28 protein-coding genes and 1 pseudogene are annotated in these 26,036 nt (G+C 67.6%); 10 read left to right on the forward strand and 19 right to left on the reverse strand.

Going from position 1 to position 26,036, the window contains the following annotated elements; all coding sequences use genetic code 11:
- Positions 1 to 6: 6 nt before the first annotated feature.
- Entirely contained in the window at positions 7 to 909 is a 903-nt protein-coding gene (locus ACFOM8_RS05300; protein WP_377759968.1) for an SDR family oxidoreductase, read from the forward strand.
- Positions 902 to 2,122, forward strand: coding sequence for a UbiH/UbiF/VisC/COQ6 family ubiquinone biosynthesis hydroxylase (locus ACFOM8_RS05305; RefSeq protein ID WP_377759970.1), 1,221 nt, complete (start codon positions 902 to 904; stop codon positions 2,120 to 2,122). The genes ACFOM8_RS05300 and ACFOM8_RS05305 overlap by 8 nt, the downstream gene beginning before the upstream one ends.
- 60 nt (positions 2,123 to 2,182) lie before the next feature.
- On the opposite strand, the gene ACFOM8_RS05310 is transcribed toward ACFOM8_RS05305, so the two are convergent.
- Positions 2,183 to 3,604 (reverse strand): UdgX family uracil-DNA binding protein, encoded by a 1,422-nt coding sequence (locus ACFOM8_RS05310; RefSeq protein WP_377759972.1) that lies wholly within the window; start codon positions 3,602 to 3,604, stop codon positions 2,183 to 2,185.
- Positions 3,601 to 4,833, reverse strand: coding sequence for a putative DNA modification/repair radical SAM protein (locus tag ACFOM8_RS05315; RefSeq protein WP_377759974.1), 1,233 nt, complete (start codon positions 4,831 to 4,833; stop codon positions 3,601 to 3,603). The genes ACFOM8_RS05310 and ACFOM8_RS05315 overlap by 4 nt, the downstream gene beginning before the upstream one ends.
- A gap of 138 nt (positions 4,834 to 4,971) precedes the next feature.
- Between ACFOM8_RS05315 and ACFOM8_RS05320 the strand changes: the two genes are divergently transcribed.
- The 3 genes from ACFOM8_RS05320 to ACFOM8_RS05330 all read left to right on the forward strand — a co-directional run bounded on the left by ACFOM8_RS05320 (position 4,972) and on the right by ACFOM8_RS05330 (position 7,674).
- Positions 4,972 to 5,565, forward strand: a complete 594-nt coding sequence (locus ACFOM8_RS05320; RefSeq protein WP_377759976.1) for a LolA family protein — start codon at positions 4,972 to 4,974, stop codon at positions 5,563 to 5,565.
- A 115-nt stretch (positions 5,566 to 5,680) separates the two neighbouring features.
- On the forward strand, positions 5,681 to 6,928 hold the full coding sequence (locus ACFOM8_RS05325; RefSeq protein ID WP_377759978.1) for an MFS transporter: 1,248 nt from the start codon (positions 5,681 to 5,683) through the stop codon (positions 6,926 to 6,928).
- 53 nt (positions 6,929 to 6,981) lie between these two features.
- Positions 6,982 to 7,674, forward strand: coding sequence for a 5'-nucleotidase, lipoprotein e(P4) family (locus ACFOM8_RS05330; protein ID WP_377759980.1), 693 nt, complete (start codon positions 6,982 to 6,984; stop codon positions 7,672 to 7,674).
- 82 nt (positions 7,675 to 7,756) lie between these two features.
- Here the strand turns inward: ACFOM8_RS05330 and ACFOM8_RS05335 are convergent, their stop codons facing one another.
- The 6 genes from ACFOM8_RS05335 to ACFOM8_RS05360 are packed head-to-tail and all read right to left on the reverse strand — an operon-like array spanning position 7,757 to position 12,669.
- The gene (locus ACFOM8_RS05335; RefSeq protein WP_377759982.1) at positions 7,757 to 8,350 is read right to left on the reverse strand and encodes a hypothetical protein; all 594 of its coding nucleotides are present in this window, start codon (positions 8,348 to 8,350) and stop codon (positions 7,757 to 7,759) included.
- A complete protein-coding gene (locus ACFOM8_RS05340) occupies positions 8,347 to 9,168 on the reverse strand; it encodes an ABC transporter permease (protein WP_377759984.1) in 822 nt (273 codons plus the stop codon). The genes ACFOM8_RS05335 and ACFOM8_RS05340 overlap by 4 nt, the downstream gene beginning before the upstream one ends.
- Entirely contained in the window at positions 9,165 to 9,896 is a 732-nt protein-coding gene (locus tag ACFOM8_RS05345; protein WP_377759986.1) for an ABC transporter ATP-binding protein, read from the reverse strand. The genes ACFOM8_RS05340 and ACFOM8_RS05345 overlap by 4 nt, the downstream gene beginning before the upstream one ends.
- Before the next feature lie 25 nt (positions 9,897 to 9,921).
- Positions 9,922 to 10,491, reverse strand: coding sequence for a hypothetical protein (locus ACFOM8_RS05350; protein WP_377759988.1), 570 nt, complete (start codon positions 10,489 to 10,491; stop codon positions 9,922 to 9,924).
- A gap of 28 nt (positions 10,492 to 10,519) precedes the next feature.
- On the reverse strand, positions 10,520 to 11,485 hold the full coding sequence (locus ACFOM8_RS05355; RefSeq protein WP_377759990.1) for a YVTN family beta-propeller repeat protein: 966 nt from the start codon (positions 11,483 to 11,485) through the stop codon (positions 10,520 to 10,522).
- Positions 11,486 to 11,493: 8 nt separating this feature from the next.
- A complete protein-coding gene (locus tag ACFOM8_RS05360) occupies positions 11,494 to 12,669 on the reverse strand; it encodes an ABC transporter substrate-binding protein (RefSeq protein ID WP_377759992.1) in 1,176 nt (391 codons plus the stop codon).
- A gap of 181 nt (positions 12,670 to 12,850) precedes the next feature.
- On the opposite strand from ACFOM8_RS05360, the gene ACFOM8_RS05365 reads away from it, so the two are divergent.
- Positions 12,851 to 13,405: an SRPBCC family protein gene (locus tag ACFOM8_RS05365; protein ID WP_377760074.1), complete on the forward strand. Its 555-nt coding sequence runs from the start codon at positions 12,851 to 12,853 to the stop codon at positions 13,403 to 13,405.
- Entirely contained in the window at positions 13,402 to 14,334 is a 933-nt protein-coding gene (locus tag ACFOM8_RS05370) for a YncE family protein (RefSeq protein ID WP_377759994.1), read from the forward strand. The genes ACFOM8_RS05365 and ACFOM8_RS05370 overlap by 4 nt, the downstream gene beginning before the upstream one ends.
- On the opposite strand, the gene ACFOM8_RS05375 is transcribed toward ACFOM8_RS05370, so the two are convergent.
- From ACFOM8_RS05375 to hrcA, 11 genes and pseudogenes are all read right to left on the reverse strand, one after another.
- Positions 14,309 to 14,839, reverse strand: a complete 531-nt coding sequence (locus tag ACFOM8_RS05375; protein WP_377759996.1) for a PQQ-dependent catabolism-associated CXXCW motif protein — start codon at positions 14,837 to 14,839, stop codon at positions 14,309 to 14,311. The two genes, ACFOM8_RS05370 and ACFOM8_RS05375, sit on opposite strands and share 26 nt — an antisense overlap.
- Positions 14,836 to 15,645, reverse strand: coding sequence for a substrate-binding domain-containing protein (locus ACFOM8_RS05380; RefSeq protein WP_377759998.1), 810 nt, complete (start codon positions 15,643 to 15,645; stop codon positions 14,836 to 14,838). The genes ACFOM8_RS05375 and ACFOM8_RS05380 overlap by 4 nt, the downstream gene beginning before the upstream one ends.
- 1 nt (position 15,646) lies before the next feature.
- A complete protein-coding gene (locus ACFOM8_RS05385; RefSeq protein ID WP_377759999.1) occupies positions 15,647 to 16,327 on the reverse strand; it encodes a c-type cytochrome, methanol metabolism-related in 681 nt (226 codons plus the stop codon).
- Between the two features lie 185 nt (positions 16,328 to 16,512).
- Positions 16,513 to 18,309: pseudogene (locus tag ACFOM8_RS05390) on the reverse strand (methanol/ethanol family PQQ-dependent dehydrogenase); the annotation flags it as partial.
- Positions 18,310 to 18,476: 167 nt separating this feature from the next.
- Positions 18,477 to 19,310, reverse strand: coding sequence for an S-formylglutathione hydrolase (gene fghA, locus ACFOM8_RS05395; RefSeq protein ID WP_377760001.1), 834 nt, complete (start codon positions 19,308 to 19,310; stop codon positions 18,477 to 18,479).
- Positions 19,300 to 19,815, reverse strand: a complete 516-nt coding sequence (locus ACFOM8_RS05400) for a GNAT family N-acetyltransferase (protein ID WP_377760002.1) — start codon at positions 19,813 to 19,815, stop codon at positions 19,300 to 19,302. Before ACFOM8_RS05400 ends, fghA begins: the two co-directional genes overlap by 11 nt.
- Complete coding sequence (locus ACFOM8_RS05405) at positions 19,812 to 20,453, reverse strand: ATP-dependent Clp protease proteolytic subunit (RefSeq protein WP_377760004.1); 642 nt, start codon at positions 20,451 to 20,453, stop codon at positions 19,812 to 19,814. The genes ACFOM8_RS05400 and ACFOM8_RS05405 overlap by 4 nt, the downstream gene beginning before the upstream one ends.
- A gap of 78 nt (positions 20,454 to 20,531) precedes the next feature.
- Positions 20,532 to 21,662 (reverse strand): S-(hydroxymethyl)glutathione dehydrogenase/class III alcohol dehydrogenase, encoded by a 1,131-nt coding sequence (locus ACFOM8_RS05410; RefSeq protein ID WP_377760006.1) that lies wholly within the window; start codon positions 21,660 to 21,662, stop codon positions 20,532 to 20,534.
- Between the two features lie 92 nt (positions 21,663 to 21,754).
- Entirely contained in the window at positions 21,755 to 22,339 is a 585-nt protein-coding gene (gene gfa, locus ACFOM8_RS05415) for an S-(hydroxymethyl)glutathione synthase (protein ID WP_377760008.1), read from the reverse strand.
- Between the two features lie 345 nt (positions 22,340 to 22,684).
- A complete protein-coding gene (locus tag ACFOM8_RS05420; RefSeq protein ID WP_377760010.1) occupies positions 22,685 to 23,215 on the reverse strand; it encodes a nucleotide exchange factor GrpE in 531 nt (176 codons plus the stop codon).
- A 6-nt stretch (positions 23,216 to 23,221) separates the two neighbouring features.
- Entirely contained in the window at positions 23,222 to 24,277 is a 1,056-nt protein-coding gene (gene hrcA, locus ACFOM8_RS05425; protein WP_377760012.1) for a heat-inducible transcriptional repressor HrcA, read from the reverse strand.
- A gap of 72 nt (positions 24,278 to 24,349) precedes the next feature.
- Here hrcA and rph point away from each other — a divergent pair, with 72 nt between their 5' ends.
- From rph to ACFOM8_RS05440, 3 genes are read left to right on the forward strand one after another with little or no spacing between them, the layout of a single operon-like run.
- Complete coding sequence (rph, locus tag ACFOM8_RS05430; RefSeq protein ID WP_377760014.1) at positions 24,350 to 25,063, forward strand: ribonuclease PH; 714 nt, start codon at positions 24,350 to 24,352, stop codon at positions 25,061 to 25,063.
- Complete coding sequence (gene rdgB, locus ACFOM8_RS05435; protein WP_377760016.1) at positions 25,060 to 25,668, forward strand: RdgB/HAM1 family non-canonical purine NTP pyrophosphatase; 609 nt, start codon at positions 25,060 to 25,062, stop codon at positions 25,666 to 25,668. Before rph ends, rdgB begins: the two co-directional genes overlap by 4 nt.
- Positions 25,661 to 26,035 (forward strand): RidA family protein, encoded by a 375-nt coding sequence (locus ACFOM8_RS05440; RefSeq protein ID WP_377760018.1) that lies wholly within the window; start codon positions 25,661 to 25,663, stop codon positions 26,033 to 26,035. Before rdgB ends, ACFOM8_RS05440 begins: the two co-directional genes overlap by 8 nt.
- Position 26,036 lies beyond the last annotated feature (1 nt).

Raw genomic sequence — 26,036 nt, forward strand, 5'->3', positions numbered from 1 at the left:
GCCGTCATGAGAATGCTTGTCTTCGGTCACGGCTATTGCGCCGGTTTCCTGACGCCCTTGCTGCGCGAGCGCGGCTGGCAGGTCGCGGGCACGACCCGCACCGATCCCGGCCGCGTGGCGGCGGCGGGCGCCCGGCCGATCCTGTGGCCCGGCGAGGAGGCGCGGCTGCGCGCCGAGATCGCGGCGGCCGATGCGATCCTGGTATCCGCGGCGCCCGGCCCGGGGGGCGATCCGGTGCTGGCGGCGTTCCGCGGCGATCTGGCGGACGCGCGTCCGCGCTGGCTGGGCTATCTGTCCACGACCGGGGTTTACGGAGACCGGAACGGCGATTGGGTGGACGAGAACAGCCCCCTGGACGCCGCCGGGCCGCGCGGCCGGGCCCGCATCCGGGCCGAGGCGGACTGGCGGGCGCTTGCCGGCCAGGCCGGGCTGCCGCTGCACATCTTCCGCCTGGCCGGGATCTATGGTCCCGGTCGCGGACCGTTCGAAAAGCTGCGTAACGGCACGGCGCGGCGGATCGTCAAGCCGGGCCAGGTGTTTTCCCGCATCCATGCCGAAGACATCGCCCTTGTGCTGCTGGCCTCGCTGGAGCGGCCCGCGCCGGGCACCGCCTACAATGTCTGCGACGACGACCCGGCCCCGCCGCAGGACGTGCTGGCCCATGCGGCGGATTTGCTGGGCCTGCCGCCGCCGCCCGCCGTCGCCTTCGAGGATGCGGAGATGACGCCGATGGCGCGGTCCTTCTATGCCGACAACAAGCGCGTCTCGAACCGGCGCATCAAGGAGGATCTAGGAGTCCGGCTGCGCTATCCCGATTACCGCAGCGGCCTGGCGGCGATCCTCGCATCCGAGGGCGGATCGCCGCATGGACTTCCCGCCGCTCGCGTGCATGATCGGCGCCATGAGTGATGCGGATGTCCTGATTGCGGGCGGCGGGCTGAACGGCCCGGCATTGGCGCTGGCCCTGGCAGGGGCCGGGCTGCGCGTGGCGGTGGTCGATCCGCGCCCCGCGGACGCCCGCGCGGGCGGCAATTTCGACGGGCGCGCCTATGCGCTGGCGGTGGCCTCGCAGCGGCTGCTGAAGGCGCTTGGGCTGTGGGCGGGGCTTGCGGGCGACAGCCAGCCGATCCGGCAGGTCAAGGCCTCGCAAGGCCGGCCGGGCGAAGGCGCCGCGCCCTTTTTCCTGCATTTCGACAGCGCCGAGATCGAGGAAGGCCCGGTCGGCTTTATGCTGGAAGACCGCTTCCTGTATCGCGCCCTTCTGGCGGCGATGGCAGGCAAGGTCCGGCACCTGCCGGGGGTGTCGGTCGTGGACCAGCAGGTCGCGGGGGGCGGGATTGAGGCGGTGCTGTCCGACGGCCGCCGTTTGCGCGCCCGGCTGCTGGTGGGCGCCGACGGGCGCGGCTCCGGGGTGGCGGCGCGCGCCGGGATCCGGCGGCGGGGGTGGGATTACGGCCAGACGGCGCTTGTCGCGGCCATCGCGCATGAACGTCCCCATGACGGCATCGCGCAGCAGTATTTCATGGAAACCGGCCCCCTGGCGATCCTGCCCCTGCCCGGCAACCGCAGCAGCGTGGTCTGGTCGGAAACCCATGACAACGCCCGCGCCATCGCGGCCCTGGCCGACGACGCCTTTCTGGACGTGCTGCGCCCGCGTTTCGGCGATTACCTGGGCCGGATCGAACTGGCGGGCGCCCGCTTCGCCTATCCGCTGAGCCTGTCGCTGGCCGACCGCTATGTGGCCGACCGCGTGGCCCTGGTGGGGGATGCCGCCCACGGCGTGCATCCCATCGCGGGCCAGGGATTGAACCTGGGACTGCGCGACGTGGCGGCCCTGGCCGAGGTTCTGGTCGATGCCGCGCGGCGGGGCGAGGATATCGGGTCCGATCTGGTGCTGGAGCGGTATCAGGGCTGGCGGCGGTTCGACGCGACAACGCTGGCGCTTGGCATGGACGGGGTGAACCGCATCTTTGCCAGCGGCAATCCGGTGCTGGCTGCGGCGCGCGGCATCGGCATGGGGATCGTCAGCGCGGTTCCGGCCCTGCGGCGCGGCTTCATGCGGCAGGCGGCGGGGCTGTCGGTCGATCCGATGCCGCGGCTGCTTCTGGGGCGGGCGTTGTAGGGGGCTTTGCCCCCCTCCGCCAAGGCGGACTCCCCCAGGGTATTTGGGCAAAGGTGAAAGCTATGCCGCCATCAGGCGGGCCGCTTCGGACAGATCGGCGGCGAACTGTTCCCTTGCGGCTGCCGCCGGCGCGGGATCAAGCCGCAGGATCAGGCTGGGGTGCCAGGTGATCAGCGCCGGGCCGCCGTCGAGCGTGGTTTCCAGCTTGCCGCGCCGGGGGGTCAGGGGAGACCGGTTGCCAGTCAGGGCAAAGGCGGCGGTGGCGCCAAGGGCCAGGGTCAGGCGCGGCGCGATCATCCGGCGCTCGATGTCCAGCCACCACTTGCAATGCCGGATCTCGCCCGCTGCCGGGTTCTGGTGGATGCGCCGCTTGCCACGCGGGGTGAACTTGAAATGCTTCACCGCATTGGTCATCCAGGTCCGCGCGGGATCAAGGCCCGCCTGAGCCATGGTCTGGCGCAGCAAATGCCCCGCCGGTCCCACAAAGGGGCGGCCTTGCAGATCCTCGTGATCGCCCGGCGCCTCGCCCACGATCATCAGGGAGGCCGCGGGATCGCCCTCGCCCCAGACGGTCTGGGTCGCGGTATGGCAAAGGTCGCAGCGGGTGCAGCGCAAGGCCTGCTCTCGGGCCGCTTCCAGGGTTTCGGGCGGGCCGTCGTCGGGCAACTGGCGGATGCGGGCGGTCACGCGGGCGGCGAAAGCGGGGGCATCCGTCGCGCCCGCGTCGCGCATGGCCTGGACGCGGCGGGGAGCGTCGGCCAGCATGGCGGGGATCAGCCCGGTTTCGGGCAGGTTCTTCCAGTACTTGCGCGGCATCTCGGACCGCATGGCATGGGTCTTGATGCGGGCCGGGTTGAAGATGTTGGCGAAATAGGTGTGCCACAGCGCATGATTGGCATCCGCCGGAAAGTCCGGGCGCGGCGCGGGGGGCGCATAGGCGATGGCGCCGTCGAAGCGGGCGATGCCTTCGGGCGTGGCGATCAGCCAGTCCATGTCGGAAAAGCGCCGGGCGAAGAAGGGAGCGGCGGCCTCCAGGATCAGGTGTTCCGGCTCGAACCAGGCGCCGAAGCTGCGGCGCGTGCCGTCGGAGGGCAGTTCGTGAAAGCGCACAAAGGCGTGCATCTTGTGGATGTCGCGGCGCACCGACTTCGCCATGCGCCCCAGCCGGTCGGTCAAGGGATCGGCGGGGTTGGCGATAAAGCTCCGGTCGTCCTGCAAGCGGATCAGCGCGGTGTAAAGCAGCGCCCAGCGTTCCGGGTCGGAATGGCTGGCGACCGTTTGGGCGAGGCTCAGGAATTCCTTGGTGGCGGTGACCGGACAAGGGCCAGCGGGCGGCATGGGGTCGGCACCGAACAGTTCGGGCGGCGTTCCGTCATCGGCCCAGGTCACATCGCCCGCCGCAACGCGATTGCCGGCAAGCTGCCTGGCGGCTTCGCGCCAGGCCTGGAAGCGGCCGAACCGGGGCAGGTCGGCGCGGATCACAGCAGCTGCAACTGTTCGGGCCGGGGCGCGAACCGCGCGCGCAGGGACGCGCTGTCGGTCAGCGCGCCGGGATGCCAGTCGGGCAGCGTCACGAAGGGCTGCGCCTTGGCCATGATCGCCCCCATCCGCAGCAGGTCGGCATACCGCACCGGCCCGTTGCGGCGCGCGGCCAGGATCCGGGTCACCGTCTTGGTGCCGAAGCCGGGGACGCGCAGCAGCATCTCCCTAGACGCCGTGGCCACATCGACCGGGAACTGCGCCCGGTTCGCCAGGGCCCAGGCCAGCTTCGGGTCGATCGCCAGGTCCAGGAAGCCGGACGGGTGGGCCGCGCCGATCTCGTCGGCCTCGAAGCCGTAGAAGCGCATCAGCCAGTCGGCCTGATACAGGCGGTGTTCGCGCATCAGCGGCGGCTTGATCAGCGGCAGGGCGGCGGAGCTGTCGGGGATCGGGCTGAAGGCCGAGTAGTAAACCCGCTTCAGGTCATAGCCGGAATACAGGTTCGCCGAGGTCCTGAGGATGTCCCGGTCGGTGGCCGCGTCGGCGCCGACGATCATCTGCGTGGACTGGCCCGCGGGCGCGAAGCGCGGCGGGCGCTTGCCGGTATGGGTCTTGTCCTTCGCCGCCTCTCGCGACAGGCGCACGTCGGCCATGGCGGCGCGGATCGTTTCGGGGCGTTTTTCGGGCGCCAGCTCGCGGATGCTGGCGTCCTGGGGCAGTTCGATGTTGACGGACAGCCGGTCGGCGTAAAGCCCCGCCTCGGCCACCAGGTCGGGCGCGGCGTCGGGGATCGTCTTGAGGTGAATATAGCCCTTGAAGCCGTGGTCGGTGCGCAGCATCCGGGCGATGCGGACCATCTGGCTCATCGTCTCGTCCGGGCTGCGGATGATGCCCGAGGACAGGAACAGCCCCTCGATCATGTTGCGGCGATAGAATTCCAGCGTCAGCGTCACGACCTCCTCGGGGGTGAAGCGGGCGCGTTCCACGTTGCTGCTGACGCGGTTGATGCAGTAAGCGCAGTCGTAGATGCAGAAGTTCGTCATCAGGATCTTGAGCAGGCTGATGCAGCGCCCGTCGGGGGTGTAGGCGTGGCAGATGCCCATGCCCTCGGTCGATCCCAATCCGCCGCTGCGGGAGTCGCGCCGGGTCGTGCCGCTGCTGGCGCAGGAGGCGTCGTATTTCGCCGCGTCCGACAGGATCGCAAGCTTGTGCTGAAGGGTTCGCGGTGCCATGGGACGAATATATGTTCATGATGCGTTCCGTTCAACCGGCCGGTGCCAGGAACCCTCACGGTGCCGCGAGCGTTCGCCGCCCGTGCCATCCGCCAGACGTGATGTGCATCCGGCTTCAGGAAGGATAAGATCGGCGCCATGAACATCAGATCCCTCGCCCTTGCGCCCGCCCTTGTTCTCGGCCTTGCCTTTCCGGCCCTGGCCGAAAAGATCCCGCTGAACGAATTGTCGCGCTATCTGAACCGCTTGACCACCGCGACGGCGGAATTCACGCAGGTCAATCCCGACGGGTCGATCTCGACCGGAACGGTTTACATCCAGCGGCCGGGCCGCGTGCGCTTCGAGTACAACAACGACAACACCCTGGTGATGGCGTCGGGCGGGAACGTGGCGGTGTTCGATCCGAAATCGGGCGGGCCGCAGCAATACCCGCTGTCGCAAACGCCCTTGTCGATCATCCTGGACGCCAACGTGAACCTGGGCCGTGCGAACATGGTCACGGCGCATACGGAATCGAAGAACGCCACGGTTGTGACCGCCCAGGATCCGCAGAACCCGCAATACGGCAACATCCAGATGGTCTTCACCCCGGGACCCACGCAGTTGCGCCAATGGGTCGTGACCGACGACAGCGGCCAGAAGACCACCGTGATCCTGGGCGAGATGCGCGAAGGCGGCTCGATCCCCGCCTCCAAGTTCTCGATCAACAACGAGATGTCACGTCGCAACTGATGGGTTTCGGCGATTCCATCACGGCGGTTGATGGGTCGCATCACAGCAGGGAGCTTGATCTTCGGCGCTGACGGGTTCAACGCTGACTGCGACCTTTCGCCGCGCAGGTTCCGCCATGTCCAGTTCCCGCCTGTTCACGCCCATCCTGATCGGCGGATCGCTGATCCTGCTGATCAACTTCGCCCTGCGGGCCAGCTTTGGCGTGTTCCAGATCCCCATCGCCGCCGATTTCGGCTGGCCCCGGGCCGAATTCTCGCTGGCCATCGCCATCCAGAACCTGGCCTGGGGGATCGGCCAGCCCCTGTTCGGCGCGCTGGCCGAACGCTGGGGGGACCGCTGGGCGATCATCCTCGGGGCGATCCTGTATTCCGCCGGACTGATCCTGACGGCCTTCGCCACCTCGCCCGCGACCATGCAGCTGCTCGAGGTGATGGTGGGCTTCGGCATCGCGGGCACGGGCTTCGGCGTGATCCTGGCCGTTGTGGGCCGCGCGGCCAGCGACGAGAACCGCAGCCTGGCCCTGGGCATCGCCACCGCCGCCGGATCGGCGGGGCAGGTCTTCGGCGCCCCCCTGGCCGAGATCCTGCTGAGCCTGTACGCCTGGCAGACGGTGTTCGTCATCTTCGGCGTGATCGTGCTGTCCTGCATGGCGTTCCTGCCGATGCTGGGCGACGGCAGGCCCGCCCCCCGCCACGCGCTCGAGGAAAGCCTGGGCAGCGTCCTGAACCGCGCCTTCCGCGATCCGTCCTATCTGATGATCTTCGCGGGCTTCTTTTCCTGCGGCTACCAGCTTGGCTTCATCACCGCCCATTTCCCCGCTATGGTGACTGAGATGTGCGGGCCGATCAGCCCGATGGGAACGCTGGCCTCCGTCGGAATCACCACGACCTCGGCCCTGGGAGCGGCGGCGATCAGCCTGATCGGGCTGGCCAACATCGCGGGCTCGATCTGGTCGGGCTGGCTGGGCAAGCGATACACAAAGAAATACCTGCTGGCGGGCATTTATACCCTGCGCACGATTGCCGCCGCGGCCTTTATCCTGCTGCCGATCACGCCCGCCAGCGTCATCGTCTTCTCGCTGGTGATGGGGGCGCTGTGGCTGGCGACCGTGCCGCTGACCTCGGGGCTGGTCGCCCATATCTACGGTCTGCGCTACATGGGCACGCTTTACGGCTTCGTGTTCCTGTCCCACCAGATCGGGTCCTTTCTGGGCGTCTGGCTGGGCGGCAGCCTTTACGACGCCTATGGCGACTATACCCTGGTGTGGTGGGTCGGCGTCGGCGTCGGCGCCTTCAGCGCGCTGATCCACCTGCCGGTGCGCGAGGCGCCTGCCCGGCTGCCCGCCACGGCCGCGGCGGTTTGACGGGGGCGGGCGGCGGTTCTAGTGTTTCCGTCCCGCAAGGACAGGATTCGCCGATGACCACTCCGCCCCGCCGCCACAACCCGTCCGAACGCGCGATCGCGATCCGCTATCAGCAGCGCTCGGCCGAGGTGAAGGCCCTGCAACGGCAATGCTATGCCCTGGCGACGCTGCGGCTGCGCGCGGCGGTCGAGGCGAACGGCACCGGCAAGGGACTGGCCGTGGTCAGCGACATCGACGAGACGATCCTGGACAACACCGCCGTCATGGCCCACGCCATGGGCCTGGGCGAGCATGTGGACGGGTTCGAGACCTGGAAGCTGTGGGAACGCGAAGGCACGCCCCACCTGCTGCCGGGCGCCGCCGATTTCTTCCACCTGGCCGACAGCCTGGACGTGACGATCTTCTACGTCTCGGACCGGTTCGAGGAAAACAAGCTGGCGACCATCGCCACCCTGTCGCGCCTCGGCCTGCCGCAGGTTCATGCCGACCAGGTGCTGCTGTTCGGCCCGCCCAAGGCGGAACGGCGCGCGGCGGTCGAAAGGGATCACCGCATCATCCTGCATCTGGGCGACACGCTGCACGATTTCCACGGCTGCTTCGCGGGCGTGACCCTGGACGAACAGCACAAGCTGGCCGAGGACCACGGCCACCGCTTCGGCGAGGACTGGATCGTCTTCCCGAACGCCGCGCATGGAACGTGGATGGAGGCCGAACTGCGGCCCTGGGAGGCGCCGGGCGGCACCTGAATGGCGACGGGCATCGCCGTCGCCATGCGATGCGGATGCCCGAGATGCCGCAGGGCTTCAAAAGCCCGTCCCGCAGTCTCGCCTAGTCTCCCAGATGCTCCGCGATCGCCCGGCCCAGGGCAAAGACGCGCTGTTCCAGGATCACCGGGGTTTCGCAGACATAGGTCAGCGATTGCTGGCGCTCGGTGAAGACGCGCTGGTCCCAGTCCAGCGCCTCCTCGGCCGCGTCGATGGCGTCGAAGTCGGGTTCCGCCGCGGATTCCAGTTCCGCCATCGCGGCGCGGCGCTCCTCGATCCTGCGGGCCATGGCGACCTGACTGCGGCCGTAACGGGCGATGCCGTCGATGAGGGCCGTCCTGTCCGGCTCGATCTTGTCGAAGATCGCCACCATCAGGGCGGTCAGATGCGCATCGTCAGCCCCCGCCGCGAAGTCGGCGATCATGGCCTCGGCCTCCTCCAGCGGCAGGCGGCGCTGTTCCAGCCGGGCGGCCAGCGCCTCGATCCGCGGGTCGTGGGCCAGTTCCGCCACGCGCTGGTCGGGGACCGGGCCGGTCCAGACCTGGCCCAGCGACAGATGCGGCTGCTTGCGCTGGATGCAGGGCCAGTCGGGATCGGTGCCGCTGGCAGGCCATGCGGGTCCGGCGGCGATCATCAGCGCGAACAGGATGCGTTTCATCCCCTCTCCTTCCGTCTGGCCCAAAGGCCCTTGGCGGGATCATACATGAAGACCGCCCCGCCGAAGAACAGCGCCAGGCAGCCCGCCACCACCCCGAAGGCCAGCCAGTTCATCTTCAGATACAACGCGAAGCGGATCAGCTCCACCGCGTAGGTGAAGGGGTTCGCCGCGCAGATGTCGTGCAGCAGGGGCGAGCTTTCCCGCATCCGCCATAGCGGATACAGCGCCGATGACGCGAAGAACATCGGAAAGATCACGAAGTTCATCACCCCCGCGAAGTTTTCCAGCTGCCGGATGGCCGAGGACAGGAACAGCCCCAACGCCCCCAGCATCAGCCCCGACAGGACCAAGGCCGGAAAAACCGCGACATAGCCCCAGGCGGGCGGGCGGATGTCCCAGAACCAGGCGATCAGCAGAAAGGCATAGGCCTGGATGATCGACACGATCACCCCCGCCATCAGCTTGGACCCCAGCAGGAACCATCGGGGAAAGGGGCTGACCAGCAGCGTGCGCATGGCGCCGGTTTCCCGGTCGTAGACCATCGACAGCGACGATTGCATCCCGTTGAACAGCTGGATCATCGCCACCAGGCCGGGGGTCACGTAGACCTCGTAAAGGACATAGGTCTGGTAGGGCGGCGTGATCGACAGGCCCAGCACGGCGCGGAAACCCGCGGCGAAGATGAACAGCCAGACCAGCGGGCGCACCAGGGCCGCGAGGAACCGCCCGCGCTGCTGGACGAAGCGCAGCGTTTCGCGCCAGGCGATGCCGCGAAAGGCGGTGGCCCAAGCCCGGGCCGGAAAACGCCGGTCGGTCATGCGGCGGCCCCGGTCAGGGACAGAAAGGTCTGCGTCAGCCCGGCCGACCCGGCGATGGCCGCCGCCTTGCCCGCCTGCAACACGCGGCCCTTGTGCAGGATCACCAGGTCGTCGTCGGGTCCGATCTCGTCCATGATATGGGTGGCCCACAAGGCCGACACGCCCTCGGAGGCGATCAGGCTGCGGGTCAGGGCCAGAACCTCGGCCCGCGACTTCACGTCGAGGCCCACCGTCGCCTCGTCCAGCAGCAGCAGGTCCGGGCGGTGGATCAGGGCCCGGGCGATCTCGGCCCGGCGCTGCTGGCCCCCCGACAGGGCGGACACCCGGTCGCCCGCCCGGCTTTCCAGCCCCACCTGCGCCAGCACTTGAAGGGTCCGGTCCCGCGCGGCCCGGCGGCCGATGCCGTGCAGCGCGGCATGATAGGCCAGGTTCTGCGCCACGGTCAGATCCGCGTCCAGCGCCCGGCTTTGGAACACCACCCCAAGCCGGGCCATGGCTTGCGCAGGCTGCCGGCGCAGGTCGTATCCCGCCACCTCGATCGTGCCCGAGACATTGCTGTAAAGCCGCGTCACCAGCGAGAACAGCGTGGTCTTGCCCGCGCCGTTCACCCCCAGCAGCGCGGTGAAGCTGCCGCGCGGCACATGCAGCGACACGTCCGACAGCGCGGTGACGCTGCCGAAGCTGTGCGACAGGCCGGTGATGCGCAGGGCGCAGGCCGGGTCAGTCAAGAACGGGAGTCCCCATCGCCTTTTCCTACTGGATGTTGAACACGGCCTGCTGCGTTTCGCCCGAGGATCCGGGCACCGACAGGGTATAGCGGCCCGGCGTTATTGCAACAAAGCTGATCACCGCGGTGCCCGCATTGTCGAATTCGATGCTGTGCACGCCCATCGGGCGGATTTCGATGTCGTTGATGACGATCTCGTTGATCCAGATGGCGCGGAAGAAATCGCCCCCCGACAGCGCCAGTTCCTGGCTGCCGTCCGCATTGATGGCGATGCGGTAAAAGCCGCCCGATTTCAGCGTGTAGCTTCCGCCCGCGACGGGCTGGCCGGATGCCAGCGTCAGCGGCGCGAGATCCGTGCGGTTGTCGCGCGCCATGATGCCCGAAAAGCCATAATCGAACTTGCCCTTGGCGTCATAGGTGGTCGCGACGGCTCCTCCCTCGTCCTCCTCGTCTTCTTCGCCTTCTTCCTCCTCGGCCTCGGCGGCATCGGGGGCGGCCTCGGACGCGGCGGCGCCTTCGGGGGCGGCGGCCTCCTGGGCGGCGGCGGGAACCGACAGGCCGGCCAGGATCATCAGGACGGTCAGCAAACGGGTCATGTCATTCTCCTTGGAAAGGGGGGTCGCGTCAATTCGGCGCGACCACGACGCCCCAGGGCTGCTGGCCCACGGGGACGGATTTCACGACCTCCTCGGCGGCCACGTCGATCACGGACACGTCGTTGGAATTGCCGTTGGTGGTGAACAGGTATTTCTCGTCGGGCGTGAAGGCCATCTGCCAGACCCGCTGGCCGACCAGAAGATAGTCCTTGACCTCGTCGGTTTCGCCGTCGATCACCGCCACGCGGTTGGACGGACCCAGGGCCACGAAGACCTTCTTGCCGTCGTTCGTCACCCGCACGCCGACCGGCTGGATCGCCTCGGGCAGCACGCCCGGAACCTCGAAGGTGATCTTCTTGACGATCTCCTGCGTGGCGGGGTCGATCACGCTGACCGTGCCGCCGATCTCGGCGCTGACGTAAAGCTTGGTGCCATCGTGGTTGTATTCGGCAAAGCGGGGGCGGCTGTCCACCAGGACGTTGGCCACGATCTGGAACGTCTCGGTGTCGATGAAATGCGCCATGTTCGTCGTCTCCGACGTGTTGATGACGATCTTGCCATCGGGGCTGACGCCCATCCCCTCGGGTTCGACCCCCACGGGGATTTCGGCCAGCACCTGCTTGGTCTTCACATCGACCACGGTGACGAGATTGTCGTCCTCGTTCGCGATGTATAGCGGATTGCCCGAGGGATGGAGCACGAACAGTTCCGGGTCGGGACCGGAAGGCAGGGTGTGCATCTCCTCCATGGTGTTCGGATCGAAGACGCGCACCAGGTTGTCGTCCGAGGCGCAGACGTAAAGCTCGGTTCCGTCGGGGGAAATGGTGATGCCGCGCGGGCGGTTGCCGACCGGATAGGTGCCGATCACCTCCAGCGTCTCGCTGTCCAGAACGGTGACATCGTTGCCCTTTTCGTTGCTGACGAAGACCCGGTTGGCAAGCGCCGGTTCCGCCAAAAGGGCAAATGCGGGGGCCAGGGCCAGAAGCTGCTTCATGGAACCTCTCAAAATGAACATTCGGTTTCGGGGCGGTCGATGCCCAGGGTGTCCAAGGCGCTGGTCTGGTGCAGATACTGGTCCTGCGGGCTGACCGAGGTGGTCAGCACCCCGGTGGTCAGCAGGATCGGCTGGCGGACCTGATGGTCCCAGTCCCGCACGGTCAGCTTTTGGCCCTTGAAGCCCGCCACGTCGAACTGGTCGGACAGGATGAAGTCGCGCAGTTCCGCCGGATCGGCGGATCGGGTCCGCGTCGCGGCCTCGCCCACGATGCGCAGGGCCAGCCAGGCCTGATAGTCTTCCTCGCGGATGGGGCGGTTCGCCATGCGTTCGAAGCGGTTCTGGTATTGCGTGCCGCCCCAGGCCTCCATCGCGGGATGCCAGCTGCGCGGAACCAGCCCGGCGGACCCGGCCACGGGGCGCGGATCCCAGGTCAGGTAAGGCAGATAGGGGGCGAAGATGTCGCTTTCGTCGGCGGCGATCAGGATGTCGTAGTCCGGCGCGCGCTGCGTGAAGACCGGCATCTGCGCCTGAACCTGCACATGGCCCGAATCGGTGGCGCGGGCGCCGCCGGTATCGGTGAACACGCGTTCCTCCACGATGGTCGCGCCGAACTTGGCCGCAGACCGGCGATAGGCGGCGGCGAGGTTTTCGTCATCGGGGTGGCTGCCATGGACCAGCAGCCAGTCGGGCCAGTTCTTCCACATCAGGAACTGCGCCAGGGCGTCGGCCAGCATGGCATGGCTGGGCGCGACGTGAATGGTGTTGAACCGGCAATCGGCCCCGCGCAGGTTGTCGCCCCGCGCGCGCGCGTTCAGCAGCATGGCCCGGTCCCCCGCCTGGTCGGCCAGGGCCAGCGTCGCCGCGTCGCCGGCCAGAACCACGACGAACTGGATGCCGTCCGCGATGATCCTGTCCAGTTCGGCCCCGGCGGTGTCGGGGGTGGCGGTGATCTCGACCGTTTCGAAGTCCTGGCCCATGAAGCGGCCGGTGGTGTCGTTGTCTTGGGTCGCAAGCCGCGCGCCGGCAAAGCCCAGGTCCGCGGGCGGCAGATCCAGCCGGGAAATCGGCGGCAGCCGTTCCTCGTCCACGCGCAGCACGGCGGCGCGGATCTGCTGCGTCTCGGGCGGCTGCTGGGCCGCGACCGGTCCGGCCAGCGCACAGGCGCCAGCCAGAAATCCCATGATTCCCTTGAGCATTTTGCATCTCCCTGTTCGCATGTTGGGTCGTGAAAGGCCTTGAAACAAGACGGTTTATGTTCCCGCCCCGGTCGGGAAGATTTGGATCAGTCAAAGGTCTTATGGACGCAAGGCACCTGCGGGACGCATGGTCGGTGCTGCCATTGCAAGGGGAACAACGCAGATGATGCACAGGATGCTGGGCCTGGCCGTGGCCATGACGCTGGCCTTGACCGGAGGGGCCCATGCGCATGGACCGGCGCGGCTGAAGACCGAACGGACTGTCGTGCTGGACGCCGCCCCCGACGAGGTGTGGCGGGTCATCGGCCGGTTCGACGACATGAACTGGCACCCCGCCGTGGCCCGCACCGCCATGACGCCCGAAGGCGCGCCCGCCGATGTCCCCGAGGAATCGACCCGCGTCCTGCACCTGAAGGCCGAAAGCGGCGATCCGACCATCACCGAACGGCTGATGTCCCTCGATCCCGAAAAGCGGCAATACAAGTACATGATCACCGATGTCGCGGTCGCCGTTCTGCCGGTGACGAACTATTCCTCGACCCTTCAGGTCAAGGACAAGGACGGCAAGGCGGAAGTGACCTGGAAGGCCGGGTTCTACCGCGGCTATCCGAACAACGACCCGCCCGCCGACCTCAACGACGATGCCGCGATGGCGGCGGTGAACGGCATCCACCAGGCGGGTCTCGACGCCCTGGCCGAACGCTTCGGCAAGGCCGAGTGAGGCTTGCCGCGCTGGCCCTGACGCTGCTGGCGTTTCCCGCGCTTGCGGCGGATCTGGCCTTTGTGACCAGCCAGAACGCGGACATGGTCACGCTGGTCGATACCGCCACAGGGCAGGTGCTGGCGCAGACCCCGGTCGCGGGCAAGCCCGCGCCGGTGGCCTATGATCCAACGGCGGGACGCGCTTACGTGATCGCGGCGGATACCGGGCGGCTTGTCGTGCTGGACGAGGCGGGCCGCGTGACCGCAAGCCGCGACCTGGGCGAGGGCGCCTTCGGCCTTGCCGCCGCGCCGGAGGGCGGGCTGTTCGTGACCGACTGGTTCGGGGCGCGGCTGATCCGTCTGGACGGGAACCTGGAACGGGTCTGGGCGGTGCCGACCGGCGCGGCGCCTGCCGGGGTGGCGGTCAGCGACGACGGGCAATGGGTGGCGACGGCGGACCGCGACGCCGACGGGGTCAGCATCTTCGACGCCGCGACGGGCGCGCTGCTGGCCCGGGTCAAGACGGCGGGCGCGCATCCCTTCGGCATCACCTATCACGACGGGCGGTTCTGGACGGCGGATGTGCAGGGCGACACGGTGTCCGCGATCGACCCTGCCGCGGGCCGGCTGGCGGGCAGCGTGCCGACCGGCAGCCATCCCTATGCGGTGGCCTTCGCCCGGGGGCGCGGCTTCGTGACCAACCAGTATGCGGGGACGCTGACGGTCTTCGATCCCGCCGCGCTGGCGGTCCTGGCCGAGGTTCCCATCGGCGATTATCCCGAAGGCATCAGCCCCCTGCCCGGGGGCGAGGCCCTGGCGATCGCCAACTGGGATTCGGACACGCTGGTCCTCATCGACGCCGAAAGCCTGGAAATCACGGCAGAGATCGCCATGCCGCCGGGCCCCCGCGCCTTCGGACAGTTCACGGGGCGACAGGTGTCGCCCTGACCAGGGGCGCGCCGCCCGCCGCCAGCCAGCCCTCGAGCCCGCCGGGAAACCAGTGGATCCCGGAATAGCCAAGGGCCACGGCCCGGCGGGCGGCGTTCCAGCTCATCCAGCAGTCGCTGCGGCAGAAGATCACAAGGGGCGCGGCCGGATCGCCTTTCGCGGCCTCGGCCAGGCCGCGCTCCAGCCGGGCCTGTTCGGCCGGGGCCAGGGCCTCGTAGCCGGTGTCCCACAGCCAGGTGGCGCCGGGGATCGTCTCGTGCGCCGGTTCGCGCCAGACCGTGCCTTCCGGCAGGCCCTGGGGCCGGGTCTTGCGGGGCAGCACGTCCAGAAAGGGCACCCCCTCGCCATGCAGCCGGATCGCCTGCGCGCCGTCGATCACGGTGGCGCCTTGCAGGGTGGCGGGAACGGGCGCGCGGTAAGGCTCGCCCCGGTAGGCGTCGGGTTCGGGCACCTGGGCGGCCGCCGGTCCCGCCAGCAGCAGCGCCAGCAGGACCGCGCGGATCACTGGATCAGCTCCTTGCCGTAATCGTCGACCAGGGGCACGCCCGCCTCGCGCAGGATGGCGTTGATGTCGTCCTGGTGGCGGCGGATCAGGCTGTTCAGTTCCCGCTTCCATTCCTGTTCCGGCAGGCGGACGCCCATGGTGATGCGGTAGAACATCTTGGGTCCGGCGGTTTCCTTCAGCAGCGGCGTGAACTGCAAGTCCGGGTCGTTCTTGACGCGCGGCCCGGCCAGCGGACCCCACAGCACGGCCGCATCCAGCGTGCCGTCCTTGACGCCCCGGATCAGGTCGCCCACCGGATCCTTGACGCGGCGGTCCACGAACAGATCGGCGCCGCGCATGTCCTTGGCCAGGCCCGCCTGGGCCATGATGGTGGCGGGCGGCGATCCGGCGACGACGCCGATGGGATGGCCCTTCAGCGCCGGATCGGACAGGCGGTCGACATCCGCCAGCTCGCTGTTCTTCCGCGTCACGATGCCAAAGACCGAGGTGTAGTAATGGTTGGTGTTCTGCACCAGCTCGTCGCCCTGGGCATAGCCCATGACGACATCGCATTCCCCAGCCCGCAGGGTCTTGGCGATAAAGCCCATGCCCGACGGGAACCAGGTATAGGTCACGGGCAGGCCCAGCCATCGCCCGAAGGCCTCGGCCAGCTTGTTTTCAAAGCCGGACCCGTCGCGGACCGACATGGGCGCGTTGGCGGGATCGGCGCAGACGCGGAACTGCGTGGTCGAACGCAGATCCGCCACCTGGGCCGCGGCAGGCTGGGCGGCAAGGGCAAGGCCCAGGATCAGGACAAGGCCGCGCATGTCACATCGACATGCAGGAATCTTCCTGCGCGATGTAATCCTCGGTCTTGTCGGCACGCTTGGCGGGACGCCCGCGCGGCAGCTCCTCGGTTCCGCGCGCCAGCAGATAGGCATAGATGTCGTCGATATAGCACCAGACGTTCTTGTTGGTGCCAAAGGCCGGCATCACCTGGTTCTGCGCGGTGTTCACCTCCTGCTTGCCGGATGCCACGATCTCCTGGAACTCATAATAGTCCAGCCGCAGGACCGAGGTCTTCAGCGCGGGGGCGTAGGTCGAGCCCTCGCCGTCGGGGCCGTGGCAGACATGGCATTCGGCGGAATAGCGGCGATAGCCGTTGAAGGTCGCGAAATCGACGGTGCCGTCTTCCTCGATCTTCGGCACGGGAATGCCCTCGGCGTTGTACCAGCGGCCGTTTTCCTGCGTGACGGGTGTGATGTCCATGCCGTTGGGAAGGGTGGTCTGACCTTCGGCCATCTCGACGGGCGCGTCGCCGCCTTCCGCCGCCCCGGTGGCCGCATCCGCCGCGTCTGCGGCGGCGGGCGCCTGGCCCGAGGTCGCGGCCGCCGCCCCCGCGCCCGCCTCGGCCGGAGAGGGTGTCGAGTTCGTCGTTTCCTGCGCCAGGGCCGTGGCGGCCAGCGACGCCCCAAGGACCAGCGCCGTCAGGCTGGTGATGGCTTTCATGCTGTCATTCCTCCCGAATTCCAATCTACCCGTCCTCCGCAGGTAAAAATCCCCCCGCAGCTTAATCACGGGGGGATCGTTTCACAGTGCAAGTTTACGTTAGCGGGCCGAAAGTATTAGCCGCTGGTTCCGCCTTCGGCGGGCGCGGGCTCCGCCGCCGGCTCGGCCGCGGCCGAAGCCTCGCCCGGCAGTTCGAACACCGTCAGCTGCCCGCCCAGTTCGGTATAATCGGCCAGCGCGGCATAGCCGCCCACGGCGCCCAGGCCCTCGTTCGGGTTGGTCAGGCCGGCCGCCAGGCCGATCCCCGCCCATCCGCCGACGCCCGACAGCACGCCGATATACTGCTTGCCGTCCTGCACATAGGTCATCACGTTGCCGATGATCCCGGACGGGGTCTTGAACTTGTAAAGCTCCTCGCCCGTATCGGCGTCGATGGCCTTCAGATAGCCTTCAAGCGTGCCGTAGAAGACGATGTCGCCCGCCGTCGCCAGCGCGCCCGACCAGACCGAGAACTGTTCCGGCAGCGACCACTTGATCTTGCCCTCGATGTTGTCCCAGGCGATGAAGTTGCCCATGCCGCCATGGCTGTCGGGCGCCGGATACATCGACAGGGTGGCCCCGACATAGGGCTGGCCCGCCGTATAAGCGACGCGGAACGGTTCATAATCCATGCAGACGTGGTTCGTCGGCACGTAGAAGGTCTGGGTCTTGGGCGAATAGGCCGCCGGCTGCTGGTCCTTGGTGCCAAGGGCGGCCGGGCAGATGCCGGTGGTGTTCTCGTCCTCGCCGTTCTGCGCGGTCGAATATTCGGCCACGACCTGCGGGCGGCCATAGGTTTCCGAATTCGGATCCATGTCCACGCCGGTGGTCCAGTTCACCGCCGGGTCGTATTTCTCGGCCACCAGCAGCTCGCCCGACTCGCGGTCCAGCGTGTAGGCCAGGCCGTTGCGGTCGAAATGGGTCAGCAGCTTGCGCGGCTGGCCGTCGATCTCCTGATCCGTCAGGATCATTTCGTTCACGCCGTCGAAGTCCCATTCGTCGTGCGGCGTCATCTGGTAGAACCACTTGGCCATGCCGGTGTCGGCGTCGCGGGCCATGATGGTCATCGACCACTTGTTGTCGCCCGGCCGCTGCGACGGGTTCCAGGTCGAGGGGTTGCCGGTCCCGTAATAGATCAGGTTCAGGTCCGGGTCATAGGAATACCAGCCCCAGGTGGTGCCGCCGCCGATCTTCCACTGGTCGCCTTCCCAGCTGTTGAGGCTGCTGTCGGCGCCGATGGGCTTGCCCAGATGGGTGGTCTTTTCGGGATCGACCAGCATTTCCGCGTCCGGGCCGGTGGAATAGGCCTTCCAGACTTCGGACCCGTCGGCCAGGCTGTAGGCCGTCACGCGGCCGCGCACGCCGTATTCGCCGCCCGAGACGCCGACGATCACCTTGTCCCCGACCGGCAGCACGGTCGCGGTGTTGGTCTCGCCGACGGCCGGATCGCCGGTCTTGACCTGCCACTTGACCTCGCCGGTCTTGGCGTCCAGCGCGACAAGGGTGGTGTCGGCCTGGTGCGACAGGATCAGCCCGTCGGCATAGGCCACGCCGCGATACACCGTGTCGCAGCACATGACCGCGATGACTTCCGGATCCTGCTGGGGTTCGTAGCGCCACATGATCTTGCCGTCATTGGCCAGATCCAGCGCAAAGATGTTGTTGGGAAAGGGCGTGTGGACATACATCACGTCGCCGATCACCAGGGGGCTGCCCTCGTGCCCGCGCAGCACCCCGGTCGAGAAGGTCCAGGCCACCCGCAGGTCGCCCACGTTGTCGCGGTTGATCTGGTCCAGTTCGGAATAACGCGTGTTGGCGTAGTTCCCCATCTGGATCGCCCATTGCTCGGGCTTGGCCGTCTCGGCCAGGACGCTCTCGTTGGCATAGCCCGCCGCGCCCGTCAGAAGCAGAACGGCAACCGTGCTGTTCAGCAATCTTTTCATGAAGTGCTCCTCCGCTGTTGGAAGCGCGCGACAGGCTCCCTCCTCCCGTCGCCGTCCTGGAAGGCAGTCTTCGGCGGACACCCTTTTGCGTCAATCTGCCGCCCCGGCAATTGCCCCTAAAGTCTTAGGGTGAAATGCCAGCGCGGCCGGGAATGATCGGCAAGCCCTTACAGAAGGCGCTCGGCGTGCCACATCACGTGGTCGGCCATGAAGCTTTGCACGAAGAAATAGCTGTGGTCATAGCCCTGCTGCATGCGGAACTGCCCCGGCTGGCGGCGCGCCATCATGGCCTGCGCCAGCGCCTCGGGCTTGAGCTTGTCCAGGAACTGGTCGGCGCTGCCCTGGTCGATCAGCACCTCGCGCGGGAAGCCCTTTTCGGCCATCAGGATGGTGGCGTCATGGGCGCGCCAGGCGGCGCGGTCATCGCCAAGATAGGCGGTCAGCTGCTTGCGGCCCCAGTCGGATTCGGTCGGGTTGGCGATGGGGGCGAAGGCCGACACGGACTTGTAGCGTTCGGGATGGGTCATGGCGATGGTCAGCGCGCCGTGCCCGCCCATGGAATGGCCGGTGATGCCCATGGCCTCGCGGTCGATGGCGAAGGCGTCGCCCACCAGTTCGGGCAGTTCGTGGACCACATACCGCCACATCCGGTAATGCGGCGCCCAGGGATCCTGGGTGGCATCGACATAAAAGCCCGCGCCCTTGCCAAGGTCATAGGCCTCGTCGTCGGCCACGTCGTCGCCGCGAGGCGAGGTGTCGGGAAAGACCATGGCGATGCCGGCCTCGGCGCACCATTGCTGGGCGGCGGCCTTGGTCATGGCGTTTTCATGGGTGCAGGTCAGGCCGGACAGGTACCACAGCACCGGCACGCGTTCGTTCGCCACCAGTTCCGGCATGAAGACCGCGAAGGTCATGTCGGTGCCCGTCGCCTGCGAGCGGTGGCGGTAAACGCCCTGCGTGCCGCCGAAGCTGCGGTTCTCGGAAAGGGTTTCAAGCGTCATCCGACACCTCCAGGTTTTGAAACATGACCAGCCCGTCGACCGGCCCTAGACGCGGGTGAAGAAACGCGCCCGGCAGGCGGCCGACAATGGCAAATCCGGCCTTCTGCCACAAATGGACGGCATCGGCGTTGGTCGAGACAACGAAGTTGAACTGCATCGCCGCGAATCCTTGCGACCCGGCCCAGGATTTCGCGTGTTCCACAAGCGCGCGGGCGATCCCCTTGCCCCGCGCGTCGGGTTGGGTGGCAAAGGACGCGTTCGCCACATGCGAGCCCCCGCCCGGACGATTCGCGCCGACATGGCTGGTGCCCAGGATCCGGCCGTCCGCAACCGCGACAAAGGCGGTGAAGGGCTTGGCGAACCAGTCCGCCAAGGCGTCGTCGCGGGAAATGTCGCGCGGGATGCAATAGGTTTCCCCCGCGCGGTAGACCGGCTCCAGGATCGCCCAGATGGCGTCGCGGTCGGCGGCGGTCGCGGGGCGGATCTCCACCCCGCCCCCCGTCATTGCAGCTCGTCCACGCTGCGGATCACCTTGCCCAGCAGGCCGTAGTCCAGCGCCTCCTGCGTGTTCAGCCAGAAGTCGCGCTGCGTGTCCTTCTCGATCCGCTCGACCGGCTGACCGGTGGCGTCGGCGAAGATCTGGTTCAGCCGGTCGCGCATCAGCCGCACCTGTTCCGCCTGGATCATCATGTCCGAGGAGGTGCCGCCGATCCCGCCCGAGGGCTGGTGGATCAGGAAGCGCGTGTTGGGCAGGCAGTAGCGGTTTTCCTTTTTCGCGGCCACGAAGATCAGCGCGCCCGCCGATGCCACCCAGCCGGACCCGATGGTGCGGACGGTGGGGCGGATGAACTTGATCACGTCATGGATCATGTCGCCCGATTCCACATGCCCGCCGGGGGACGAGATCAGCATGTTGATCGGACGGTCGGAGTCCTCGGCCAGGGCCAGCAAATGGGCCACGGTGCGCTGCGCCAGCTTGTCGTTGATGGTGCCCGCGACGATCACCGTGCGCGACTTGAAATACAGCTTGCCGATCTTGTCGCCTTCGGGAAGGCCCAGGCCGCCGTCCTTTTCGCCCTCGTGACGCCGGTCGTCTTCTTCCGGTTCGTCGTCGTCGTCATCGTCCAGCCACTGGTGACGCATCGGCCTGCTCCTTTTATTCCTCATGGCGACGGCGGGACCATGGCCCCGCCGTTCTTTTACCTATGCAGGGATGAACGATCAGTAAAGGACGACCGAGCGGATCGACTCGCCCTTGTGCATCAGGTCGAAGCCCTTGTTGATGTCGTCGAGCGGCATGGTGTGGGTGATCATCGGGTCGATCTCGATCTTGCCGTCCATATACCAGTCCACGATCTTCGGCACATCGGTGCGCCCGCGCGCGCCGCCGAAGGCCGTGCCCTTCCAGACCCGGCCGGTGACCAGTTGGAACGGGCGCGTGCTGATCTCGGCGCCCGCCGCCGCCACGCCGATGATGATCGACTGGCCCCAGCCGCGATGGGTGCATTCCAGCGCGTCGCGCATCACCTTGGTGCTGCCGGTCGCGTCGAAGGAGTAATCCGCCCCGCCGATCTGGTCGAAGGGGGTCTTGGTCATCTCGACGATATGCTGCACGACCGACCCGTCGATCTCCTTGGGGTTGACGAAGTGCGTCATGCCGAAGCGTTCGGCCATGGCCTTCTTGTCGTTGTTCAGGTCCACGCCGATGATCATGTCCGCGCCGGCCAGCCGCAGGCCCTGGATCACGTTCAGCCCGATCCCGCCCAGGCCGAACACCACCGCCTTGGCGCCGATCTCGACCTTGGCGGTGTTGATCACCGCGCCGATGCCGGTGGTCACGCCGCAACCGATGTAGCAGATCTTGTCAAAGGGCGCGTCCTCGCGGACCTTGGCCACCGCGATTTCCGGCAGCACCGTGTAGTTGGAAAACGTCGAGCAGCCCATGTAGTGGCGGATCATCGTGCCGTCGGGCATGGAAAAGCGCGAGGTGCCGTCCGGCATCAGCCCCTGGCCCTGCGTGGCGCGGATGCGGGTGCACAGGTTGGTCTTGCCCGACAGGCAGGACGGGCATTCGCGGCATTCGGGGGTGTAGAGCGGGATCACGTGGTCGCCCGGCTTGACGGATTTCACGCCAGGGCCGACCTCGACCACCACGCCTGCGCCCTCGTGGCCCAGGATGGCCGGGAACAGGCCTTCGGGATCGTCGCCCGAGCGGGTGAACTCGTCGGTGTGGCAGATGCCGGTGGCCTTGATCTCGATCATCACCTCGCCCTCTTTCGGGCCTTCGAGGTTGACCTCCATCACTTCCAGCGGGCGGCCCGCCTCCAACGCTACGGCGGCACGGGTTTTCATCGTCAGTCTCCTATCCGTTCGGACATTCCGTCAGGGCAACAGGGGCCGCAGGCAGCCCCTGTGCAGCTGTGTTCATTTTTTGACCCGAGAGGTCAAGCCGCCAGCGCGCCCGACCGCTTGGCGACATGGGTGGCGATGGCGTCCATCAGCGGCGGCGACAGCGCATCATAGGGTTCCAGTCCCAGTTCGCGCAAACGCGCCCTGATGCCGTCCATCCGCGACGGATCGACGCCCGATTCGATGACCGAACTGACAAAGGCCGCGAATTCGGGGGCCGACCAGCCCTCTTCGGTCGACAGTTCGGTATGAACGAAATCCAAACCGTAGAACGGATGGTCCTTGTTCTCGATCCGGCCATACATATGCGTGCCGCAATCGCGGCAGGCGTAACGCTGAATCGGCGCGTCCTTGTTGACGACGTGCAGCTTGTCGCCGTTTTCCACCACCTGAACCGCGTCGCGCGACACAACGGCCACCATGCTGAAGATCGCCCCTTCGGGCTTCCAGCACTTGGTGCAGCCGCAAACGTGGTTGTGGGCCGTCTGGGCGCCGACCCGGACCTTGACCGGGTTGGTGGCGCATTTGCAGGTCAGCGTGCCGCCTGCGAAACCGGGATTGCCTCCCTTGATGCCGTTGTCCACGGCGGGGTGAATCTTCACCCCATCAGTGCTGGCCATGGTTCTTCCCTCCCGATGAACCGAATGCCCCGCCACCGTCGCGCCATCGGGAGCTTTCGGCAAGTCAGAGGAAGGTTGTAGCGGGCGATCGCCGGGAAAGCCCGCGTCGATCAAGGGCCGGCCGGCGATCGGGCGGGATCAGGAAACCCGCGCCTTTGCCCCGTTCGCGATGCGGCGCCCCGGCCAGAAAGGGTGCAGCCCACGGGTGTCCGGAGGCCGGCGCCCGAACCGGCGGCAGGGGGCTGCCCGAGGCGCTTTCGCAGGCCCGGCGGTTCGGGACGCACATGGCCCGTCCCGCAAAGGCAAGGGCCTTTGCCGGACGGGCCGTGGTTCGGGGCGGAGAAATCAGCTTGCGGGGGTCGAGGACACGCCGACCTTGGCCGGGCGCAGCAGGCGGTCGTGCAGGCGGAAGCCGTTGTCCATGACCTGGATGATCTCGCCCTGAACGGTGCCGGGAACGGCGGCCTCGAACATCGCTTCGTGTTCGGAAGGGTCGAACCTGTCGCCGGGCTTCGGCGTGATAACGGTGATGCCGTGCTTGGCGAAGACGTTCGACAGCTCGCGCAGGGTCAACTCGACGCCCTCGATCAGGGCGGCTGCGGCGGCGCGCTGCTCCTCGTTCGCGGCGTCCAGGGCGCGGGTCAGCGCATCGTGGACCGGCAGAAGATCGCGCGCCAGGCGCGATCCGCCGTACTGTTCGGCGTCGCGGCGGTCCTTGTCGGCGCGCTTGCGGGCGTTTTCGGCATCGGCCAGGGCGCGCATCCACTTGTCGCGCAGTTCGTCGCGCTCGGCCGTCAAAGCCGCGATCTCGGCCGCCGGGTCGGCCAGCGGATCCGCCAGGATGTCGTCAAGGGGCTGTTCGTTCTGCTCGTTCATCGTCCTTCATCCTTTCCGGCCGGACAGAACCCGCCCGACCAGTTGCGCGGTGTAATCGACAATCGGCACAATGCGGCCATAGTTCAGCCGCGTCGGACCGATGACGCCCACCGCGCCTACAATCTTCCGATCGGCATTCATATAGGGAGAAACCACCAGAGCGGAACCCGAAAGCGAAAAAAGCTTGTTTTCCGACCCGATGAAGATGCGCACCCCGTCGCCCTTTTCCGCCAGTTCCAGGAATTCCACGATGTCGCGCTTGCGTTCCAGGTCGTCGAACAGCACGCGGATGCGGTCCAGATCGGCGGCCTCCTGGTCCAGAAGATTGGCGCGCCCCCGCACGATCAGGCGGGGATCGTGGGATCCGCCGTCCCACAGCGCCAGCCCGGACTGGACCAGCTCGGCCGCCAGAACGTCCAGTTCCCGCCTGCGCGCCGCGATCTCCTTGCCGATATGGCCGCGCAGTTCGGAAAGGGTCTTGCCCTCGGCCATGGCGTTCAGGAAATTCCCCGCCTCGCGCATGGACGAGGGCGTCTGGCCCACGGGCGGGGTGAACAGGCGGTTTTCCACGTGACCGTCGGCAAAGACCAGCACCACCAGCGCCCGGTCGGGGCCGAGGCTGACGAATTCGATATGGCGGATCGGCGCCTCGTGCTTGGGCATCAGGACCAGGGACGCGCCGCGCGTGATGGACGACAGCGCCGTGCTGACCCGGTCCAGCAGCACGCCCGTGTCGGGATCGTCGTTGCCCAGGGTCTGGTCGATGGCCGCGCGGTCGGTGGCGCTGACGGTGTCGACCTCCATCATGCCGTCCACGAACAGCCGCAGCCCCTGCTGGCTGGGCATCCGCCCGGCCGACACATGCGGGCTGTCCAGCAGCCCCATCAGTTCCAGATCCTGCATGACGTTTCTGACCGTCGCCGCGCTGAGGCGTTCGGACAGCGCCCGGGTCAGGGTGCGCGATCCCACGGGTTCGCCCGTTTCCAGATAAATCTCGACCACGCGGCGGAAAATCTCGCGCGAGCGGTCGTTCATGTCCTGCAAAGGCGTGTTCTGGTCCATGTCCCTCGCGGGGTTGCGTGATGGGCCGCTGGAGCGGTATGGGGCAGGGATCTTCGCGAAAAGGAACGACCCATGCGCCCGTCTGGCCGGAATCTAAGCCAAATGCGTCCGATTTCAATCGAAACCGGCGTGATGGCCCATGCCGAAGGGTCGTGCCTGATCCGCGTCGGCAACACCCACGTGCTGTGCACCGCGTCCCTGGAGGAAACCCCGCCGCGCTTCCTGAAGGGCACGGGCCTGGGCTGGGTCACGGCGGAATACGGGATGCTGCCCCGCGCCACCAACACCCGCAACCGGCGCGAGGCCGCGGCGGGCAAGCAGTCGGGCCGGACCCAGGAAATCCAGCGCCTGATCGGGCGGTCCCTGCGGGCGGGCGTGGACCGGGTGGCTCTTGGCGAACGCCAGATCACGGTCGACTGCGACGTGATCCAGGCCGACGGCGGCACCCGCTGCGCCTCCATCACCGGGGGTTGGGTGGCCTTGCGGCTGGCGGTGAACAGGCTGCTGAAGGCGGGCGTGATCACCAGCGATCCGATCATGGATCACGTCGCCGCCGTGTCCTGCGGCATCTATGCGGGGCAGGCGGTGCTGGATCTGGACTATGCCGAGGACAGCGAGGCGGGGACCGACGGCAACTTCGTGCTGACCGGCGCGGGCCGCCTGATCGAGGTGCAGATGTCGGCCGAAGGCGCGACGTTCTCGCGCGACCAGATGGGGCAGTTGCTGGACTTGGCCGAGGCGGGGATGGCCGACCTGGTCGCCGCGCAAAAGGCCGCCCTGGCATGAGGCGCTTCGACGGCACCCGCCTGCTGGTCGCCACCCACAACGCGGGCAAGCTGGCCGAGATGCGCGCCCTGCTGGCCCCCTACGGGGTCGAGGTCATGGGCGCCGCCGAGGCCGGTCTGGCGGAACCGGAGGAGACGGAAACCACCTTCATCGGCAATGCCCGCATCAAGGCCCGCGCCGCCATGGAGGCGACCGGCCTGCCGGTCCTGTCCGACGACAGCGGCATCTGCGTCGATGCCCTGGGCGGCGCGCCGGGCGTCCACACCGCCGACTGGGCCGAAACCGGCCAGGGGCGCGACTTCCGCATGGCCATGCAGCGCACCTGGGACGCGCTTGAAGCCGCGAAGGCCCCCGCCCCGCGCCGCGCGCAGTTCCGCTGCACGCTGGTGCTGATGTGGCCCGACGGGCATGACGAGGTGTTCGAGGGCGTGCTGCCCGGCCAGGTCGTCTGGCCTCCGCGCGGGGTTGAAGGGCATGGCTACGACCCCATCTTCATGCCGGACGGGCATGGCGTGACCCTGGGGGAAATGCCGCCCGCGATGAAGAACAGCCTCAGCCATCGGGCGCGGGCGGTGGAGCAGATGATAAGGGGCAGCTTTGCATAGGATCTCGACCGGATCGCCCTTCGAGGCGGCCATGGGCTATAGCCGCGCGGTGGTGAAGGGCCCCTGGTGCTTCGTGTCGGGCACCACGGGCTATGACTATGCCGCCATGACCATGCCCGACGATCCCTGCCAGCAGGCGCGCAACTGCTTTGCCACGATCTTCGCCACCCTGGCGGAAGCGGGCTTCGCCCCCGCCGACATCGTGCGCGTCCAATACACCGTCACCGACGCCGCCCTGGTGGAAGCCATCGCCCCGGCCCTGGCCGAGGCCCTTGGCAACATCCGCCCCGCCGCCACCATGGTTGTCGCCGGCCTGATCCGGCCCGAGATGAAGGTCGAGGTCGAAGTCACGGCGATGCGCGCATGAT

Source organism: Paracoccus angustae (assembly GCF_042648745.1).
Taxonomy (GTDB): domain Bacteria; phylum Pseudomonadota; class Alphaproteobacteria; order Rhodobacterales; family Rhodobacteraceae; genus Paracoccus; species Paracoccus angustae.